The following is a 16,413-nucleotide window of genomic DNA, read 5'->3' as shown; positions in this document are numbered from 1 at the left end:
CGATGCGGTTGCAGTCTTGTCACGGCCGACGCGTGGGCAGGCGATTCCCTCACCCATCAGGGCTTTTCTTCCTTGAGGCGCGTCTCAGGCTTGCTTTCGATGTATCGGGGCGATATAACTGTTCTTTACACCGCGCCGATGCATCGGCGCACGATCGAGCGAGCGAGAGGATGGCAATGGGACGCACCGACGTGCTCACCCTCGCCATTCTCGGGACCCTCGCAGAGAAGCCGCTGCATGGCTATGAGATCCGCAAGCGGCTCGGGGCCTCCCTTGGCCCCTTCCGCGCGCTCAGCTACGGCAGCCTGTATCCAGCACTCAAGCGCATGGTCGCTGAGGGACTGATCTCGGTCGACGACGAGGGCACCGACCCTTCGACGAACAGGCGCTCGCGCATTGCCTACCGCTTGACCGACGCTGGCACCGCCCAACTTGCTGAAGAGCTCGCGTCGTCAGGAGCATCGTCCTGGGACGACGACGCCTTTGACGTGCGCTTTGCCATGTTTGAGAAGACCGACTCGGCCACACGACTGCGCATTCTCGAAGGACGCCGCAGCCGTCTGTCCGAGCGACTGGAAGAGATTTCGCAGGGCCTGAAGGCCATGCGCGAACGCCACGACCGCTACACAGCCGAACTGCAAAGGCACGGGCTGGAACGGGTCGAGCGTGAGGTCGAGTGGCTCGACCAACTCATCGAAGACGAACGATCCGCAACCCGCGGTAAGGACGATCCCGCATCCGCGGGCTAGACAAGGAGACAAAAATGGCCAAGTTGCGCGCTGCCATCGTGGGCGTGGGTAACTGCGCGACGTCCCTCATTCAGGGCGTCGAGTTTTACAAGGACGCCAAGCCTGGGGACACCGTTCCTGGCTTGATGCACGTCCAGCTCGGGGACTACCACATCTCCGACATTGAGTTTGTGGCGGCGTTCGACGTTGACTCGCTCAAGGTGGGCAAGGAGCTTGTTGAGGCGACGCAGGCCTCGGAGAACAACACCATCAAGATCTGTGACGTCCCCAAGACGGACATCCAGGTCCAGCGCGGTCACACCCTTGACGGCCTCGGAAAGTACTACAGGGAGACCATCGTCGAGGCAGACGACGCTCCCGTCGACATCGTGAAGGTCCTCAAGGACACCGAGGCCGACGTGCTGATCTGCTACTTGCCCGTCGGCTCCGAAGAGGCCGCCAAGTTCTACGCCCAGTGCGCGATCGACGCGAATGTCGCGTTCGTCAACGCGCTGCCAGTGTTCATCGCCTCCGACCCCGTGTGGGCCAAGAAGTTCCAGGACGCGGGCGTCCCGATCGTGGGCGACGACATCAAGTCCCAGGTGGGCGCCACCATCACGCACCGCGTGCTGGCTCGCCTGTTCGAAGACCGCGGCGTCCGTTTGGACCGCACGTACCAGCTGAACGTCGGTGGAAACATGGACTTCAAGAACATGCTGGAGCGCGAGCGCCTCGAGTCGAAGAAGGTCTCCAAGACCCAGGCCGTCACGTCGAACATCGACACCGGACCCTTGGCCGGCCTCAAGAACTCGCGCAACGTCCACATCGGCCCGTCCGACTACGTGGCATGGCTCGATGACCGCAAGTGGGCCTACGTGCGCCTCGAGGGTTCGGCCTTCGGCGAGGTGCCCCTCAACCTTGAGTACAAGCTCGAGGTGTGGGACTCGCCCAACTCGGCAGGCATCATCATCGACGCGATGCGCTGCGCGAAGATCGCCAAGGACCGTGGCATCGGCGGCCCGATCCTGTCGGCCGCGACCTACTTCATGAAGTCCCCGCCCGTGCAGACCGAGGACACCCTCGGCCGCCAGCACCTCGAGGAGTTCATCGCGGGTACGCGCGAGCGCTAAGCGTTCCCCACTGGCAGCAACAGGGCCGGGTCACCTTCTGGTGGCCCGGCCCTTTGCATTCCTCGTCATATGGCGCCGTACCGCTGCGGTCCCTGCTCCCCGCTGTGTCTCTACACGACGCTGTAGCTTCGCTGGCGCACCATCGCGAGACTCTCAAGCGCGTCGGTCACGAAGGGTCGGAAGGGCGCAAGCCTGGCGGCCGTCAAGAGCCGAGCGAGCGAAGGCACCAAGCGCTTCACCACGGTCCGGGTCACCCGCTGTCCCGCGGACAGGTCTTGCACCCAGCCGAGCACTACCAGCATCTGGATGATCCACAGCAGTTCCGGCAGGGCCTCGCGCAAGCGCGGATCGGTCTTGAGGTCAGAGCCCTCGACCAGCTCCTCGAAGGTGCGCAAGAACTGATTGCGGGCCGGGCGGCTCTGCGCGCTGAAGGGACTGAGTGGGCTCGTCGGGACGATCGCGAGGCTCAGCAGCGAATCGGAGATGGACCGATACTCGTCCGAAGCGTCCAGGAACGCCTCGAAGCACGCGTCGAGCCGAGCCCTGAACGACGTCACCCCTGCGATCCGCCCCTGCAGCAACTCGTGATGCCGCCGCGCGATGTCCAGGTAAAAGCCCTGGACGAGCTCTTCCTTGCCGCCAAAGTAGTAGTAGGCACTGCCGAGCGAGACATCGGCCCGCTCCGCGATGCCGCGCATGGTCGTCTTGTCGTAGCCGCGGTCCATGATGAGTTCTGATGCGGCGGCAACGATGCGCTCGCGCGTGGCGCTGTCGAGTGTGGGCATGGGGCGCTCCCTTGAACGTGTTCAGTCGATACCTGATGAACGTCGCGACTGAACGTGTTCATTCCCAGGAGTGCAAGCCCGCTCGTGGAGCGCACGCATGGCAAAGCCCCGGTCGCCGGAGCGACCGGGGCTTCCTGAAGTGCGGGGCCTTGAGTTACCCGGAGACCGCCTCGGCCACCGGGGTCGAGCCGGACACGAGTTCCCACTGCTGGCCAACAGCGTTTTCGTTCGTCAGGCACGCCGCGATCACGGCTGCCACGTCGGCGCGTGGAACCGTCCCTCGCTCCACCTCGCTCGCCAGCGTCACCAAGCCGGTGCCATCGTCGTCCGTCAACCCGCCCGGCCGAATGATGGTCCATGCCAATTGCGTGTTGCGCAGGGCGGCGTCGGCGTCCCTCTTGGCCTGCACGTAGGCCTTCCACGCCTCGCTCGCCGAGTCCTCCACCGGCTGGTCGACGCCCATGGCGGACACCTGCACGAATCGATCAATGCCCAGCGCCCTCGCGGCCTCCATCGACTTGAGCGAGCCCTGCAGGTCAACCGTGCGCTTGCGCTCGGCGTTGCCGTCAGCGCCGCCTCCCGCGGAGAACACGATGCCATCGCAGCCCTCGAAGGCCGCCAAGAACTCGTCCGCGGATGCCTCCTCGATGTCGAGCCTGCGCGGCTCCGCACCCACCTGCTTGAGTTCGGCCAACTGCTCATCGCGGCGCGCGAGCGGCACCACCTCGATGCCAGCTTCGAGCAAGAGGGGGATCAACTGACGCGATACCTTGCCAGCGCCGCCAACGATCGCCACGCGGGTGGGGGTTCCTGTGAGTGTCATACCCACTGTGACGACGCGGCGACCGTGCCTATTCCCCTCGTCGTCTCTCCCTGGGAGAGCCGGGCGCGGCTCAGGCCACGCGGCGCGACGCCATCAGCACCACTCCGAGCGATCCGATCATGACGCCCCCGGCGGCGCGCATGCGCGCGAGACGGCGAGGCGAGCGCGCGAACCAGTTCCTCGCACCTGACGCCGCCAGCGCATACGCGCCATCGCTCACCAACGCAATCGCGGCGAAGAGGGCCCCCAGCGCCAGAATCTGCGTCCACGCCGGGCCCGCTGCGGGGTCGACGAACTGGGGCAGCACCGCCGCCACAAAGACGAGCGTCTTGGGGTTGGTCACGCCCACCGCGAAAGACTCGCCCAGCACTCGCCGCAAAGGCCTGTCGGGCAAGGCGACCACGGCGTCGGCCGCCTGCCCATCCTTGCCAGCGGCGAAGTCGAGGCCTTCGCGCCGATGCCGCACCGCCTGAATACCCAAGTACAACAGGTAGCCGCCGCCCACGAACTTGAGCACTACGAAGGCGATTGACGACGCCGCGATGACGGCGCCGATGCCCGCGGCCACCAGGATCGCGTGGACGAGAGCTCCCCCCGTGTTGCCCACGACGGACAGCAGCGCGTCTCGCCTGCCGTGCTGCAGAGCCCTGCCCACGATGAACAGGACGCTCGGGCCGGGGATCACGATGATCACGAACGCGAGCGCGCTGAAAGCGGCGAGCGTGCCTGCCGACATCACGGGTTACCGACCCGGAGCGGCGAAGGGGTCATCAGGCTGAGCGGGAGGCTGAGCCAGCGGACCCTGCGGGGGCGGGGGAAAGGACTGAACTGGGGGCGGCGGGTACGCCTGTGGCTGGCCCTGCTGGCCGTACTGCTGGGGCTGGCCATACTGCTGGGGCTGGCCGTCACCGGGGCCCACGTACCGTTCGGCGGCCTTGGGGTCCGGCCCGTATGCGTTCTCGTAAGCGTCACCCTCCAGCAACGAGAACACGAGCACCACGATGCTGCCGCCAGGAACGAACACGAGGAGGTACCAGGCGCCAGAGCGTCCCGTGTCGTGAAGGCGCCGCACGGTGACGGCAATCGACGGCATGATGAGCGCGAGCGTCACGAGCACCCACGGCACGGCACCACCGACGAGGAGGCCCCAATTGATGTCCTCAGCCGATCCAGAGGCGATGCTGCCGTCGGCGTTCGTCTGGTCAAGCGCGGGCAAGAACGCTGCAAAGTACGCGATGAAGAAGATCACCTGGACGGGGATCTGCACCAGGTTGGTGAAGAGCACGAACCACCAGTACTCGGCACGCCGCGCGCGCCCAGTGAAGACCGCATACTGCCCAAGGACCGACTTGACGGCCTGACCGAATGTCATGGGTGCCACCTTTCACGTGTGGCACCACGCTAGTGGCGTTCGGCGGCGCAGGCGAGCACGTCAGTGGCTGCGGCGAGAGTGACATACCCGACGCCCTAGCCTTATGCCATGTCCTACTCCTCCGACCTGGCCCACCTGTGGAAGTCTCAGGGCTTTCGGCGGCTCACCCGGGTGCGCGTGGTCTCACAGGCGGGGGACGGGGCCTTTCAGTTTGGGATCGCCACCGCGTTCTTCTTCTCGCCCGAGAACGCGACAACGCCGGCCGACATCGCGATCGGCTTCGCCGTGCTGTTTGCGCCCTTCACGCTCATCGGGCCTTTCGTCGGCCCCTTCATTGACCGGTGGCATCGGCAGCGGATCGTCTTGGCTGGCAACATGATGCGCCTCGCGATGGTGGGCGCCATCGTGGCAGCCGTGGTCGCCGATGCGCCGCGGCTCTCCCTCTACGTCCTCGCGTTGGCGACGCTGTCGGTGAATCGCTTCCTGCTTGCCGCGCTGTCAGCAGGCATCCCGCAGGTCGTCGACAAGGATGATCTGCTCGCGGCCAATGCCATCATGCCGACGCTGGGCACGATCGCCGCCGCGCTTGGCGGGACGATCGGCGGCATTGTCGCCTTCGTGGTGCCGGGCGTCTCGGACGACCACAAGGCGCTGCTCGCGCTCGGTGCCGCTGGCCTGGCGTTCGGCTTATCCTCATGGGCGGCAACGGCGCTGTCGAAGCGCTCGCTCGGGCCGGTGAAGCTGCTCGAGGCCGAGCACGTTGTTGAGGAGGCTGCGCACGTCGTCAAAGAACTGCGCGACGGCTACCGACATCTACGGCAGCGCGCCACTCCCTTCCACGCACTCGGAGTCATGGCCGCGGCACGCCTGCTCTACGGCCTCATGTTTGTCGCGTCCATCCTCATCTCGCGCAACGTCTTGGACGACCCTTCAGACCCAGAGGGGGCTATCGGCAAGTTCGCCATCGTGGTCGGCTTCGCCGCCGTCGGCTTTGGTCTCGCCGCCGTGGTCACGCCAGCGTTCTCCCACCGGATTGAGCGCCACGACTGGGTCATCGTCTGCCTCGCCCTTGGTGGTGCCGGGCAGGCACTGCTGGCCGTGTCCTCCGAGCCCTGGGCTCTTCTCAGCGCCGCCGTCATTGTCAGCTTCGGCATCCAGGGAGGGAAGATCGCGGTCGACACGATCGTGCAACGGGACACGGACGACGCCTTCCGCGGCCGAGCCTTCGCCCTGTACGACGTCGCTTACAACACGGCCTTCATCAGCGCGGCCTTCATCGGCGCTTTGGTCTTGCCCGCGAATGGCTACTCGCAACTGGTGATGGCGGCGCTCGTGGTCGCCTACGCGGCGTGCGCGGCCGCGTATTGGCGGGCGCCTCGCGTTCCGCACATCACTGCTGAGGCCTGAGAAGCCCGGCGTGTCGTTAGGCGAGGGCCTTACGCATGGCGGCCAAGCCGTCGGCGCCCTTCTTGTGCTCCGCTCCGATGAGGTGGTCGAACACGAGGTGGGTTTCCGTCGAGGCGACCACGGGATCCATGCTCAGGTTGCTCGCCACAAAGTCGCGCAACTGAGAGGTCGAGGTGCACGCGACGTGGATCAGGAAGTCGAAGGACCCGCCCACAAAGTAGACCGACAACACGTTGGGCAACTGGATCACCTGGCGCGCATAGGACTTGACCTGCGGTCGCGCCTGGGCCCTGAGCTTGACCGCGACGATGCTCTGAACCGTGAAGCCGAGGGCCTCGTAGTCCACCTCGATATGAGACGACTTGATGATGCCTGCCGCGCGCAGGGCGCGCACTCGCGCGTGGGTGGTGGAGGCGGAGACGTGGAGGCGTTCGGCCAGCGCCGCGTTGGGCAGCCGCGCGTCCTTGGTGAGCTCCCACAAAATGCGTTCATCGAGGGCGTCGAGCCGAAGATTCGTCGGCGGAAGGGCCTCATGGGACGTTGAATTCATTGCATTCTTCTCCATTTCCGGCAGTTGCACAGAGGATATGCGAGACCGGTTGCAATCGGCGCAGAATCTTCGAAACTTGAAGGGTGGGTCGCAACCCCAAGGAGACCACCATGCGCATCGGCATCCCTGCTGAGGTCAAGAACAACGAGACCCGCGTCGCCGTGACGCCCGGCGGTGTCCACGCGCTCGTCGCGGCCGGACACGACGTGTTGATCCAGGCGGGAGCAGGGCAAGGCAGTTCTCTGAGCGATGACGAGTACGTCGACGCTGGCGCCCGCATTGTCGGCGTCGAGGATGCGTGGTCTTGCGAGACGGTGCTGAAGGTCAAGGAGCCGATTCCGTCGGAGTTTGGCTACCTGCGCGCCGGCCTCACACTCTTCACGTACCTTCATCTCGCTGCCAACGAGCCCCTCACTCGCGCGCTCGTCGAATCTGGCACCACCGCCATCGCGTACGAGACCGTGCAGTTAGCGGACGGCTCGCTCCCTCTCCTCGCGCCCATGTCCGAGGTGGCGGGGCGCATGGCAGCGCACGTGGGCTCCTACCACCTGATGTCGAGCCAAGGCGGTCGGGGCGTGCTCATCTCTGGAGTCCCGGGAGTCAGGCCCGCCAAAGTCGCGGTGCTGGGCGCAGGGGTCGCCGGTTGGGGTGCGATCGGCCAGGCGGCAGGGATGGGCGCCGACGTCACCGTGCTTGACCTGTCGGTTCCACGGCTGCGCCACATCGACGACGTGCTGCGCGGGAGAGTGCGGACCGTTGCCTCCAACGCCTACGAAGTGGAACGGACCGTACTCGAAGCCGACCTCGTCATCGGCGCCGTGCTCGTGCCGGGGGCGAGGGCGCCGCGCTTGGTCTCGCGCGAGCTCGTCTCCAGGATGAAGCCCGGCTCCGTGCTGGTCGATGTGGCTATTGACCAGGGCGGCTGCTTCGAGGACTCGCGGCCCACCACGCACGCGGAGCCCACGTACCGTGTGGCGGAGTCCACGTTCTATTGCGTCGCGAACATGCCAGGGGCCGTGGGGAACACGTCGACCATCGCCCTGACCAATGCGACGCTGCCGTATGTGCTCGCGATGGCGGCAAGCGGCTGGGACGAAGCGTCGGCCGCCGACCCGGCACTCGCGAAGGGGCTGGCCGTCTCAGGCGGGCGCATCCGCAACGCGCCCACCGCGGCGGCCTTTCCGGACCTCCCCGCAGCTTGAGCCTTCCGCTCTCCACCCTGCGGGGCACTCACGCACCCTCCGCACCCGCATCTCCAACCTGCGGGGCACTCACGCACCCTCCGCACGCGCATCTCCAACCCGCGGGGCACTCACGCACCCTCCGCACGCGTGACCACCTGCGCGCCGCCCCTCTCGGCCAAGACCCTGAGCGCCAGGACCCGGCACCACGCTGGCCTGTCCATTACGTCGCGGTACGTGAATCTCACGGTCAGGATCCCCAACCCCGCGAGCAGTCCATCGCGCTCGACATCGGCCTGGCGCTGCTCCAGGGAGCCATGAGCAACTGCACCATCAAGCTCGAACGCGGTTGACGTGACCGGGTCGAACACATCCACTCGAAAGCGTCTGCCCTCGACGACCAAACGGTGCTGGCGGAGTAGGTGGTCAAAAGTCGACCCTGCGAAGACATCGCGCAAGCCGCGCTCTTCGAGGTAACTCTCGACACCGTCGGCCGCGTACGCCACCCTCGCCACCAGGCTCGCACGCGCTCGCACGCGTGGCATGCGCGCGAGCGCCTGTCCCATCGACGCCGCCGACACCTTGCCTGATCGGAAGGCCGCAAACACGATGTCCGCGCGATCGCCAGGACGGGCGCGGCCATAAGCCTGTGCCACGGCGTATGCCGGTAGCGCCACCGGGAGGTCACCTTGCCACAGGCCATGAGGAACCGCGTAGGTGACGGTCGCAATGCGCAGCCACCGAGGCGGCCGCCGGTGTGATCCGTGTGGAAGGACAAGGTCGACGGTGTCGGGGACCCTGCCGGTCGCCTCCCACGCGAAGAGCGCCGATGTGCCCGCGATCACAGCCGCGGGTCCCGCCCAGGAGACCGCCGCCCGAGCACGCACCGCCCATGACTCGGCATAGACCGCGGCCGCATAGAAGCCCGGGAGCACCCGGACAATTTCGCCCCGCCGGATCGCACCGTCGACTCCCTGGCGGCTGGCCTCCGCACACATGGTGGAGTACGAGAAGGGGCGTGCTTGCGACAGGAGTCGCTGGCGGAGAGATTTCATGGTCATGCGCCCGGTCTAGTCGATCATGCAGGTGCTGGGTCGAGCGGCCGGGCAGGCTGTGGAAAACCTTGACGCTGCCTGAGTGCCCCGCAGCAGAAGAGAGGGGCGCAGACACGGTGCGTGAGTGCCCCGCACGAGCGAGGGGTGGGGCGTTCGCGGCGCGGGACGCTGGCGGGCGGGGGGGTTAGGCGCGCCCAGCCCACCACGCCCGAAGTTCGGCGCGGGCGCGCTCGTCCCCCAGCGGCCCGTGCTCCATGCGCAACTCCAAAAGGTGCTTGTAGGCCAGGCCGACGTCGCGGCCGGGCCCGATGCCAAGCTCGGCCATGATCTGTGTTCCGTCGAGATCGGGACGAATCGCGTCGACCTCTTCGCGGGCACGCAACTCAGTGATGCGGTTCTCTAGGTCGTCATAGGCGAACGCGAGACGCTCGGCCTTGCGTCGATTGCGAGTCGTCACGTCGGCACGGGTCAACCGGTGCAGCCTCTCCAACTGATCGCCCGCGTCGGTCACGTAGCGCCTCACGGCCGAGTCAGACCACCGGGCCTCGCCGTAGCCGTGGAACCGCAAATGCAACTCGACCAATCGCGCGACAGCCTTGATCGTGTCCTTATCAAAGCGCAGAGCCTTGAGCCGCTTGCCGGTGAGCTTGGCGCCCACCAACTCGTGGTGATGGAAGGACACGCCGCCTCCCGGCTCGAGCCGCCGAGTGGCGGGCTTGCCGATGTCGTGCATGAGGGCGGCCAAGCGCAACACCAGGTCGGGCCCGGGCACAGGGCCGTCTGGACCGGTCTCGAGGTCGATGGCCTGCTCGACCACGGTCAGCGTGTGCTGATAGACGTCCTTGTGATGGTGGTGCTCATCGACCTCAAGCTGGAGGGCTGGCAGTTCAGGAAGCACGTGCTCGGCGATCCCCGAGTCGACCAGCGCCGTGAGGCCATCACGCACACGCGCACCCATGAGCAGTTTGGTGAGCTCATCTCGCACGCGCTCCGCCGAGACAATCTCGATGCGGTCGGCCATCGCATGCATGGCCGCGAACGTCGCCGGCTCAATCTCGAAGCCAAGTTGGGACGCAAAGCGCGCCGCACGCATCATGCGCAAGGGATCGTCGCCAAAGGACAGCGCCGGTTCGATCGGGGTCCGGAGCAAGCCCCCGGCGAGGTCCTCCAGTCCACCAAAGGGGTCAACGAAGTCCCCACTCGGCAACCGCACCGCCATCGCATTGATGGTGAAGTCGCGCCTGGCGAGGTCGCCTTCGAGCGAGTCGCCGAAGGCCACCACCGGCTTACGGGAGGCGCCGTCATACTCGTCGGCCCTGAACGTCGTGATCTCCACCACGAGGTCGCCCCTGCGCCCGCCAATGGTGCCAAAGTCCCTCCCCATGTCCCACGTCGCGCGGGTCCACTGCTTGAGGAGCCGCTCGGTCTCGTCAGGCCTAGCCGACGTGGTGAAGTCAAGATCGGCGCTCGACCGGCCCAAGAAGGCGTCGCGCACCGGCCCCCCGACGAGTGCGAACTCGTAGCCAGCGTCGTCGAAGAGCGCCGCCAGCGCGGCAACCTCTTGTGGCACCGCTGCACCCAACGCGCCAGCCCTCGCCGCAAGGACGTCACGGGGCGGAACGGAAGGAGCGGCCTGAAGCGTCATGGGTACCAGCATCCCAGAGCCTGGCGCGGACGACGTCGTGGCCGGTCGCCCCTGCCCGGCGACAGGCCGACCCCCGGTTAGAGTTGGGCCATGCCGGACTCGCCGATTCCTCGACCTAGCCGCATGCCGCGGGCCCCGGCGGGCGCCATGATTCGCCGCCGCAGGGCTCAGCGGGTCGCGGGTCAGTTGCCGGTGTCGCGCGAGGTGTCCGCCGGCGGGGTGACGGTGAAGATCGAGGACGGCGTCGCCTACGTCGCGTGCATCGGCCGCCGCAACAGGGCAGGCAGGCTGGAGTGGTGCCTCCCGAAGGGACACATCGAAGGGGTGGAAACGCCGGAAGAGGCCGCCGTCCGCGAGGTGGCGGAAGAGACGGGGATCTCGGCTGAGGTTGTTCAGCCCCTCGGCGTGATCGACTACTGGTTCACGGGAGACGACCGCCGAGTCCACAAGAAGGTCTATCACTTCCTTCTCGAGGCGATCAGCGGCACCATCACCACGGAGAACGACCCCGACCAAGAAGCTGAAGTTGCCGCATGGGTGCCGATCGACGAGTTGCGCACCAAACTGGCCTTTCCCAATGAGCGCAAGATGGCCCAGACCGCCGCCGAGTTGCTCACCGCGCGGGCATGAAGACAGCGTCAGCTCACCTAGGACGGCTCGCCAGGGCGGCGGCGGTAGCAGTCATCTGTGGCCTCGCGGTCGCGGGCGCCGCCGGTGCCTCGATGGCACAAGGTGGAGCGGCCCAGACGGCGCAGCAAGTGGAGGCCGCAGTGGACGCCTCCGTTGTCGGCAGCATGCCCGTGTCCGCCGACCCGCTCACTCGCCTCGGCACTTACGTCTCCGTGCGGGCACCCCTGACCGACCTCTCGAATGTCTCTGCGACGCTCACCGTCACGGAGGCGCCGTTGACCTCCGCCGCGGCGATCAACGGATTCATGGAAGATCCCACAGGGGTCGCTAGTCGTGCGGTCGCCACCGCGCCCGTCACCGCCTCATCCACGTCCTCGCCCTCGCCGCCTGGCGCCCTGCCGGTGGGCACAACCGCCACCGTCGGCCTCTCGGTCACGCCAGGCGGGCTCGGCCTGCCAACGCCAGACTGGGGCGTTTACGGACTCACGGTCTCCGTCGCGGTGGATGGCAAGGTCGTGTGGTCTCAAGCCTCTCCCGTGACGTGGCAGCCCGACCTGGTTCCTCCGCTCGACGTCACGGTCCTCGCCTCGATCTCAGGTCCTCCCGAGCGCGTGGACGCACTCCTGGCCGCTGCCAGCGATGAGCGCGTCACTCTGCTCGTCGATCCGTCAGCCCTCACGGTGCGGCAGCGTCTCGACCTCAATGACAGGGAGGCCTACACGCTGCCTATCGGAAATCTCGATGTGACGAGCGTGGCCCACGCGGGAGCACCAGCCCTGCTCGATGCGGCCGTTGCCGAGTCGCGCGAGCTCTCCTCTCTGTCATGGATCGCAGTGGCGGCAGCGGCCGATGACGCCACCGCGGCACTCACGACCAACGCGGGCGCCGTCGCGATCCTCGCCGATGCCAAGTGGGCAGGCGCGCAGCCCTCCACCGCATCCGTCGTGACAGCCGAGCCGGTGGGCGAAGTGGCTCTCGCCCCCGTCGTCCTGCCCCACCTCGACCTCTCGCTCGCGCTCGCGTCTCAGCCACCGTCGCACCCGGCGACTAACGCGACCGTCCTGGCGCTGGCCGCCCTGAATGCCGGCCAAGGCAACACATCGGTCGTCATCGCGCCAGGGGATAGTTGGGTGGTCGACGGAACGCGGCCATCCCAGGCGATCGACGCTCTTCTCGATGCGCCCTTTGTCACCGCGACGCCCCTCACTGCGGCGCTCTCCGCCCCCGACAGGCCCGCGGTGGACCTCCCCGAGTCGCTCGCTAGCGAAGCGGATGCCGGTTCGGAGTTGGCCGTCGGCGCCGTCTCGGCACTCGACCGCTTGAGCGTCATGGCGACTGCCGCCGACGCGCCCTCCAAGATGGTGGCAGATGCGCAACGCGCCGTGTGGTCATCCATGTCGCTGCCGGACCGCGCCGACCCTGAACGTAGAAGGGCCGAGTTCGACGAGGCGATGGCGCAGGCGGAAGCCGTCATCAAGGCTGTCACCGTCACGTCGGGCACCTCGCTCAATCTGGTGTCGTCATCTGGCCAGGTGCCCGTCACCGTGCGCAACGATCTTGACGTACCCGTCACCCTGAGGGTCGCGATGATGTCACGGTCGCCTATCCTGCTCACCAAGGCGCAACCCACGGCCACCGTCGATGCCGGCACGGAAGCCACCGTGCTCGTCCCTGTCAACGCCGTGTCCAACGGCGACGTGAAGGTGACAGTCGCTCTGCGCAACGAGGAAGGCCAGACGGTCGCCGTCGCGGAGACGCTTCGTGTGAGGGTGCGTGCGCAATGGGGAAACGCTGCGACGGGCATCTTTACCGCAGGCCTCGCCGTCCTCTTGATCGCTGGCATCGTTCGCACAGCTCGCCGTGGACGCAAGGACACCAGGGTGCGGCCGACGAGCGCGGACGACGTCGCAGGCGCGTCCGACGCCGACGCGTGAGCAACCGGGGACAATGACTCGCATGACTACCGAAGGCAGTGACGCGACGCCGCCGATAGATCCGGCAGGGCCTGGCGCGGCGGGAGGCGGCGCCACCGCGTCATCTGGGCAGGTCGGAAGACACGCCTTGGTGATGGCGTCGGGAACGCTCGTGTCGCGAGCGCTCGGTATGGTGCGGTCCACGTTGCTGGTAATCGCCATCGGTCTCACCGGCTCGGTAGCGGCCGATGCCTACGCCGTCGCCAACAAGTTGCCGAACGTGATGTTTGCGGTGCTAGCGGCGGGCGTCCTCAACTCCGCGCTCGTGCCGCAAATCGTGAAGTCCTTCCAGGCGGACCGCGTCCGCACAGTGCACCGCATCCTGACTCTCGGGGGCGTCGGCATCCTGGCGGTGACGACGCTCCTCACGGTCACTGCCGGATTGTGGGTCAGGCTCTACTCCAACTGGGACGCTGATCAGACGGCACTGGCCACCGCTTTCGCGTTCTGGTGCATCCCGCAGTTGCTCTTCTACGGTCTCTACACGCTGTTCGGCCAGGTGCTCAATGCGCGCGAGCAGTTTGGGTGGTTCATGTGGGCGCCCGTGGCAAACAACGTGGTGGCCATAGCGGGACTTGTCGCGTACTTGGCCCTTTTTGGTCGCTACATGCTCGACGAGAACGCCTCCGTGAGCGCCATCGTTGGCCAATGGACGACGACAAAGATCGTGCTGGTCGCAGGCGTCGCCACGCTCGGTATCGCTGCCCAAGCATTGATCCTGATCCCGCCAATGATCCGCGGCGGCTACCGCTGGCGCTGGGTGTGGCGCGGACCCAAGGGCGAGTTGAGAACGGTCACGAGGGTCGCGAGTTGGGCGCTGGCGGCGGTGGTAGTTGAGCAGGTGGGAGTCGCCGCCATTACGAACATCGCGTCTGCGGCGTCGGACGCCGCGCCCAAGGACCCGACAGTCGCTGGCGTCTTTGGCTACGACTTCGCGCTCGGCATCTTCCTCATGCCCCACTCATTGATTTCCGTTTCGCTCATGACCGTGCTGTTCACGCAGATGGCACGTCACGCCTCGAACGCGAACATGGCGCGCTTGCGGGACGTGATCAGCGAGGGCGTGCGCAACATCGGCGTTCTCACGATGATCGCGGGAGCCATCATGGTGGTCGCTTCGCCGCACTTGGTGCGAGTGCTGGCGCTGTCTGCGTCGGTCGAGTCGGTCGCTGCGGTCGCCTGGGTGCTCGCGATCATGAGCCTCGCGCTCGTACCCCTCGGCGCCTCCGTCATCGTCAAGCAGGCGTACTTCGCGCTCGAGGACGGGCGCACCGTCTTCCTCATCCACATCCCGATGACCCTCGCCTGGCTTGCGGTGGCCTACTCGGTCAAGGGCTTGATGGACCCCGTCTGGTGGGTCAGGGGCGCAGCGCTTGGCCTTGTCGCGACCAATGTTGTCGCCGTCGTCTTGCGCACCTGGGGCCTGTATCGACGCCTCGGGGGCGTCGACCTGCGACGCATCCTCGTCACCTACGCCAAAGCGGCGACTGCTGCCAGCCTCGCCATCGTCGTCGGCGTCGGGATTCTCGCCGTCGGACCACATTCTTGGAACGATCAAGGCGTCACAGCCGTCATGACCAGCGTGGGAATGTCTGCCGCGATTGGGATCGCAATGTTTGCCGTCTACGCCGGTGCGAGCAAGGTGCTGAAGGTCTCCGAGGTGAGCGCCGCTGTCAGCGCCGTCACGCGCCGGTTGCGCCGCGTACGATGAAGGCCGGAAATGACGGGCGAGGGGTGATGGTGCAAGCCGGAGACATGATCGGGCGCCGTTTTCGGCTGGTGCGCAGCGAGGACTACGACATTCCGGGCGCAGCCGTGTTCACCGCGCGCGATGTCCGCCTCCACCAAGACGTCACCGTTCACATCATCACCTCCTTGGCGCCGTCATCCGTCATTCGCGCCGCCCGTCGCGCCCAGGTCATCCGCGATCGACGCCTCACGCGGGTCCTCGCCGCCGGTCTCGAGCGGCAGGGAACTGACCGCCTCGCCTACGTGGTCAGCGAGCGTCCCTCTGGCGTCAGGCTCGACGCCCTCATGGGCGAGGTCGCCTTTGTGCCCGATACCGCCGCGGCCATCGTCGGCGAAGCTGCCGCGACGCTCATGATTCCGGGCCGATCAGGCATTCACCACGGCATGGTGAGGGCAAGGTCGCTCACGATCACTCCGCGTGGACGGGTCATGACGTCTGGCCTCGGCATTGAGGGGGAACTGGGCAGCCAGGCAGGCCTTGGTCGCGTCCGGAGTGAACGCGCCGACGCCATCGCTCTGGCTCGCATCTTCGTCACGGCCGTGACGGGCTTGGACGCCGACGAGCTGACGTCGGACGACCTGCCGCCCGATCTGGCAGATCCCGCCCGCGAGTTGTGCGAGGATCTGCTGCGCGGATCGGGCCCCCTCACTCTCAAGCACCTCACCGACGCGCTCGGCACCGGCAAGTCCAGCGCCTTGCGAGCTGTCGTGGCGGAGGCTCCCACTCTCTGGTGGCCGGCAGCACCGCTTGCCAGCGCCGAGGCTCTTCCTGCCGGTAGTGAGGCGGCAGCGCTGGTCGAGCAGACGGGCGATGCCGACGTCGTTTCCAGCGATGCCGCTGAGGTCACCGTCCTCACCGCCGACGCCGACGCCGACGCCGAGGTCGCGGAGCAGACCGGGCGGGCCGTCGCCCCTGTGGAGCAGCCGGATCCTACGACGACCCGCCTGCGCACCCGCTTTGGTGGGGCGGTCGACGACATCGAAGAGTTTCACGACATCGTCTTGGAGCAGAATGCCGCTCCGGCTCCATCGGTGTTGGAGGCAATCTTCGAGCGACTCCATCAACGCTTCCCACGTTCCGCCCAGTTGGCCGAGTTCGCGGAAGCCGCGCGTCGGCGCGCGCAAACGTCCGCGCCTTTCAACGTCGGCCCTCTCGTCCTCGCATTGCTCATCGTGACGGTGTTTGTGACGGCCGTCATCGGGGCATCGATGATCACTCAGCCGCTTGATCCTCCTGACAGTGACTTCAATAACCCTTCGCAGAAGTACCCGGAGTTCACGATTGGCCAGACACCCACTCCCACCCCAGCGGAGTGACCCGCCGCCGCGCCGTGTGAGGCGAGGAATAGGAGGGGCATACGATCGTGTTGGGGCTTCACCACCGC

At 66.8% G+C, this 16,413-nt stretch carries 15 protein-coding genes; 8 read left to right on the top strand and 7 right to left on the bottom strand.

The annotated features are described in order from the left end of the window. Positions 1-176: 176 nt before the first annotated feature. Complete coding sequence (locus LGT36_RS12095) at positions 177-749, top strand: PadR family transcriptional regulator (protein WP_226096434.1); 573 nt, start codon at positions 177-179, stop codon at positions 747-749. Between the two features lie 14 nt (positions 750-763). Beyond that, positions 764-1,858, top strand: coding sequence for an inositol-3-phosphate synthase (locus tag LGT36_RS12090; protein ID WP_226096433.1), 1,095 nt, complete (start codon positions 764-766; stop codon positions 1,856-1,858). 110 nt (positions 1,859-1,968) lie between these two features. Here the strand turns inward: LGT36_RS12090 and LGT36_RS12085 are convergent, their stop codons facing one another. The 4 genes from LGT36_RS12085 to LGT36_RS12070 form a co-directional block, all read right to left on the bottom strand. Continuing rightward, complete coding sequence (locus tag LGT36_RS12085; protein WP_226096432.1) at positions 1,969-2,643, bottom strand: TetR/AcrR family transcriptional regulator; 675 nt, start codon at positions 2,641-2,643, stop codon at positions 1,969-1,971. A 154-nt stretch (positions 2,644-2,797) separates the two neighbouring features. Next, the gene (locus tag LGT36_RS12080) at positions 2,798-3,466 is read right to left on the bottom strand and encodes an SDR family oxidoreductase (RefSeq protein WP_226096431.1); all 669 of its coding nucleotides are present in this window, start codon (positions 3,464-3,466) and stop codon (positions 2,798-2,800) included. A 70-nt stretch (positions 3,467-3,536) separates the two neighbouring features. Then, positions 3,537-4,202 (bottom strand): LysE family translocator, encoded by a 666-nt coding sequence (locus LGT36_RS12075; protein ID WP_226264647.1) that lies wholly within the window; start codon positions 4,200-4,202, stop codon positions 3,537-3,539. A gap of 6 nt (positions 4,203-4,208) precedes the next feature. Beyond that, a complete protein-coding gene (locus tag LGT36_RS12070) occupies positions 4,209-4,838 on the bottom strand; it encodes a DUF805 domain-containing protein (RefSeq protein WP_226095857.1) in 630 nt (209 codons plus the stop codon). Between the two features lie 108 nt (positions 4,839-4,946). On the opposite strand from LGT36_RS12070, the gene LGT36_RS12065 reads away from it, so the two are divergent. Next, positions 4,947-6,245 (top strand): MFS transporter, encoded by a 1,299-nt coding sequence (locus tag LGT36_RS12065; RefSeq protein ID WP_226095855.1) that lies wholly within the window; start codon positions 4,947-4,949, stop codon positions 6,243-6,245. A 16-nt stretch (positions 6,246-6,261) separates the two neighbouring features. Here LGT36_RS12065 and LGT36_RS12060 read toward each other — a convergent pair whose 3' ends face one another. After that, positions 6,262-6,795 (bottom strand): Lrp/AsnC family transcriptional regulator, encoded by a 534-nt coding sequence (locus LGT36_RS12060; protein WP_226095854.1) that lies wholly within the window; start codon positions 6,793-6,795, stop codon positions 6,262-6,264. A 110-nt stretch (positions 6,796-6,905) separates the two neighbouring features. Between LGT36_RS12060 and ald the strand changes: the two genes are divergently transcribed. Continuing rightward, positions 6,906-7,997 carry an alanine dehydrogenase gene (ald, locus tag LGT36_RS12055; protein ID WP_226095853.1) on the top strand — a complete coding sequence of 364 codons (1,092 nt, stop codon included), beginning with the start codon at positions 6,906-6,908 and terminating at the stop codon, positions 7,995-7,997. Between the two features lie 110 nt (positions 7,998-8,107). On the opposite strand, the gene LGT36_RS12050 is transcribed toward ald, so the two are convergent. Together LGT36_RS12050 and LGT36_RS12045 are read right to left on the bottom strand one after the other, a co-directional pair. Then, positions 8,108-9,037, bottom strand: coding sequence for a hypothetical protein (locus LGT36_RS12050; protein ID WP_226095852.1), 930 nt, complete (start codon positions 9,035-9,037; stop codon positions 8,108-8,110). 178 nt (positions 9,038-9,215) lie between these two features. After that, complete coding sequence (locus LGT36_RS12045; protein WP_226095851.1) at positions 9,216-10,676, bottom strand: CCA tRNA nucleotidyltransferase; 1,461 nt, start codon at positions 10,674-10,676, stop codon at positions 9,216-9,218. A 90-nt stretch (positions 10,677-10,766) separates the two neighbouring features. On the opposite strand from LGT36_RS12045, the gene LGT36_RS12040 reads away from it, so the two are divergent. From LGT36_RS12040 to LGT36_RS12025, 4 genes are read left to right on the top strand one after another with little or no spacing between them, the layout of a single operon-like run. Then, the gene (locus LGT36_RS12040; RefSeq protein ID WP_370634324.1) at positions 10,767-11,306 is read left to right on the top strand and encodes an NUDIX hydrolase; all 540 of its coding nucleotides are present in this window, start codon (positions 10,767-10,769) and stop codon (positions 11,304-11,306) included. Then, entirely contained in the window at positions 11,303-13,240 is a 1,938-nt protein-coding gene (locus LGT36_RS12035; RefSeq protein ID WP_226095849.1) for a DUF6049 family protein, read from the top strand. Before LGT36_RS12040 ends, LGT36_RS12035 begins: the two co-directional genes overlap by 4 nt. A 22-nt stretch (positions 13,241-13,262) precedes the next feature. Continuing rightward, the gene (murJ, locus tag LGT36_RS12030; protein WP_226095847.1) at positions 13,263-14,990 is read left to right on the top strand and encodes a murein biosynthesis integral membrane protein MurJ; all 1,728 of its coding nucleotides are present in this window, start codon (positions 13,263-13,265) and stop codon (positions 14,988-14,990) included. A gap of 26 nt (positions 14,991-15,016) precedes the next feature. Next, entirely contained in the window at positions 15,017-16,345 is a 1,329-nt protein-coding gene (locus tag LGT36_RS12025) for a hypothetical protein (protein WP_226095845.1), read from the top strand. The last annotated feature ends 68 nt before the right edge of the window (positions 16,346-16,413 follow it).

The sequence above is a fragment of the Demequina sp. TMPB413 genome, from assembly GCF_020447105.2.
Taxonomy (GTDB): Bacteria; Actinomycetota; Actinomycetes; order Actinomycetales; family Demequinaceae; genus Demequina.
Note: the sequence above shows the minus strand (reverse complement) of the source record. Positions and strands in the feature narration are given on the sequence as shown.

What these genes read in the sequence shown, in the direction of transcription:
- LGT36_RS12095 (WP_226096434.1), top strand. Translation starts at nt 177, where the DNA reads ATGGGACGCACCGACGTGCTCACCCTCGCCATTCTCGGGACCCTCGCA.
- LGT36_RS12090 (WP_226096433.1), top strand. Translation starts at nt 764, where the DNA reads ATGGCCAAGTTGCGCGCTGCCATCGTGGGCGTGGGTAACTGCGCGACG.
- LGT36_RS12085 (WP_226096432.1), bottom strand. Translation starts at nt 2,643, where the DNA reads ATGCCCACACTCGACAGCGCCACGCGCGAGCGCATCGTTGCCGCCGCA.
- LGT36_RS12080 (WP_226096431.1), bottom strand. Translation starts at nt 3,466, where the DNA reads ATGACACTCACAGGAACCCCCACCCGCGTGGCGATCGTTGGCGGCGCT.
- LGT36_RS12075 (WP_226264647.1), bottom strand. Translation starts at nt 4,202, where the DNA reads ATGTCGGCAGGCACGCTCGCCGCTTTCAGCGCGCTCGCGTTCGTGATC.
- LGT36_RS12070 (WP_226095857.1), bottom strand. Translation starts at nt 4,838, where the DNA reads ATGACATTCGGTCAGGCCGTCAAGTCGGTCCTTGGGCAGTATGCGGTC.
- LGT36_RS12065 (WP_226095855.1), top strand. Translation starts at nt 4,947, where the DNA reads ATGTCCTACTCCTCCGACCTGGCCCACCTGTGGAAGTCTCAGGGCTTT.
- LGT36_RS12060 (WP_226095854.1), bottom strand. Translation starts at nt 6,795, where the DNA reads ATGAATTCAACGTCCCATGAGGCCCTTCCGCCGACGAATCTTCGGCTC.
- ald (WP_226095853.1), top strand. Translation starts at nt 6,906, where the DNA reads ATGCGCATCGGCATCCCTGCTGAGGTCAAGAACAACGAGACCCGCGTC.
- LGT36_RS12050 (WP_226095852.1), bottom strand. Translation starts at nt 9,037, where the DNA reads ATGACCATGAAATCTCTCCGCCAGCGACTCCTGTCGCAAGCACGCCCC.
- LGT36_RS12045 (WP_226095851.1), bottom strand. Translation starts at nt 10,676, where the DNA reads ATGACGCTTCAGGCCGCTCCTTCCGTTCCGCCCCGTGACGTCCTTGCG.
- LGT36_RS12040 (WP_370634324.1), top strand. Translation starts at nt 10,767, where the DNA reads ATGCCGGACTCGCCGATTCCTCGACCTAGCCGCATGCCGCGGGCCCCG.
- LGT36_RS12035 (WP_226095849.1), top strand. Translation starts at nt 11,303, where the DNA reads ATGAAGACAGCGTCAGCTCACCTAGGACGGCTCGCCAGGGCGGCGGCG.
- murJ (WP_226095847.1), top strand. Translation starts at nt 13,263, where the DNA reads ATGACTACCGAAGGCAGTGACGCGACGCCGCCGATAGATCCGGCAGGG.
- LGT36_RS12025 (WP_226095845.1), top strand. Translation starts at nt 15,017, where the DNA reads ATGGTGCAAGCCGGAGACATGATCGGGCGCCGTTTTCGGCTGGTGCGC.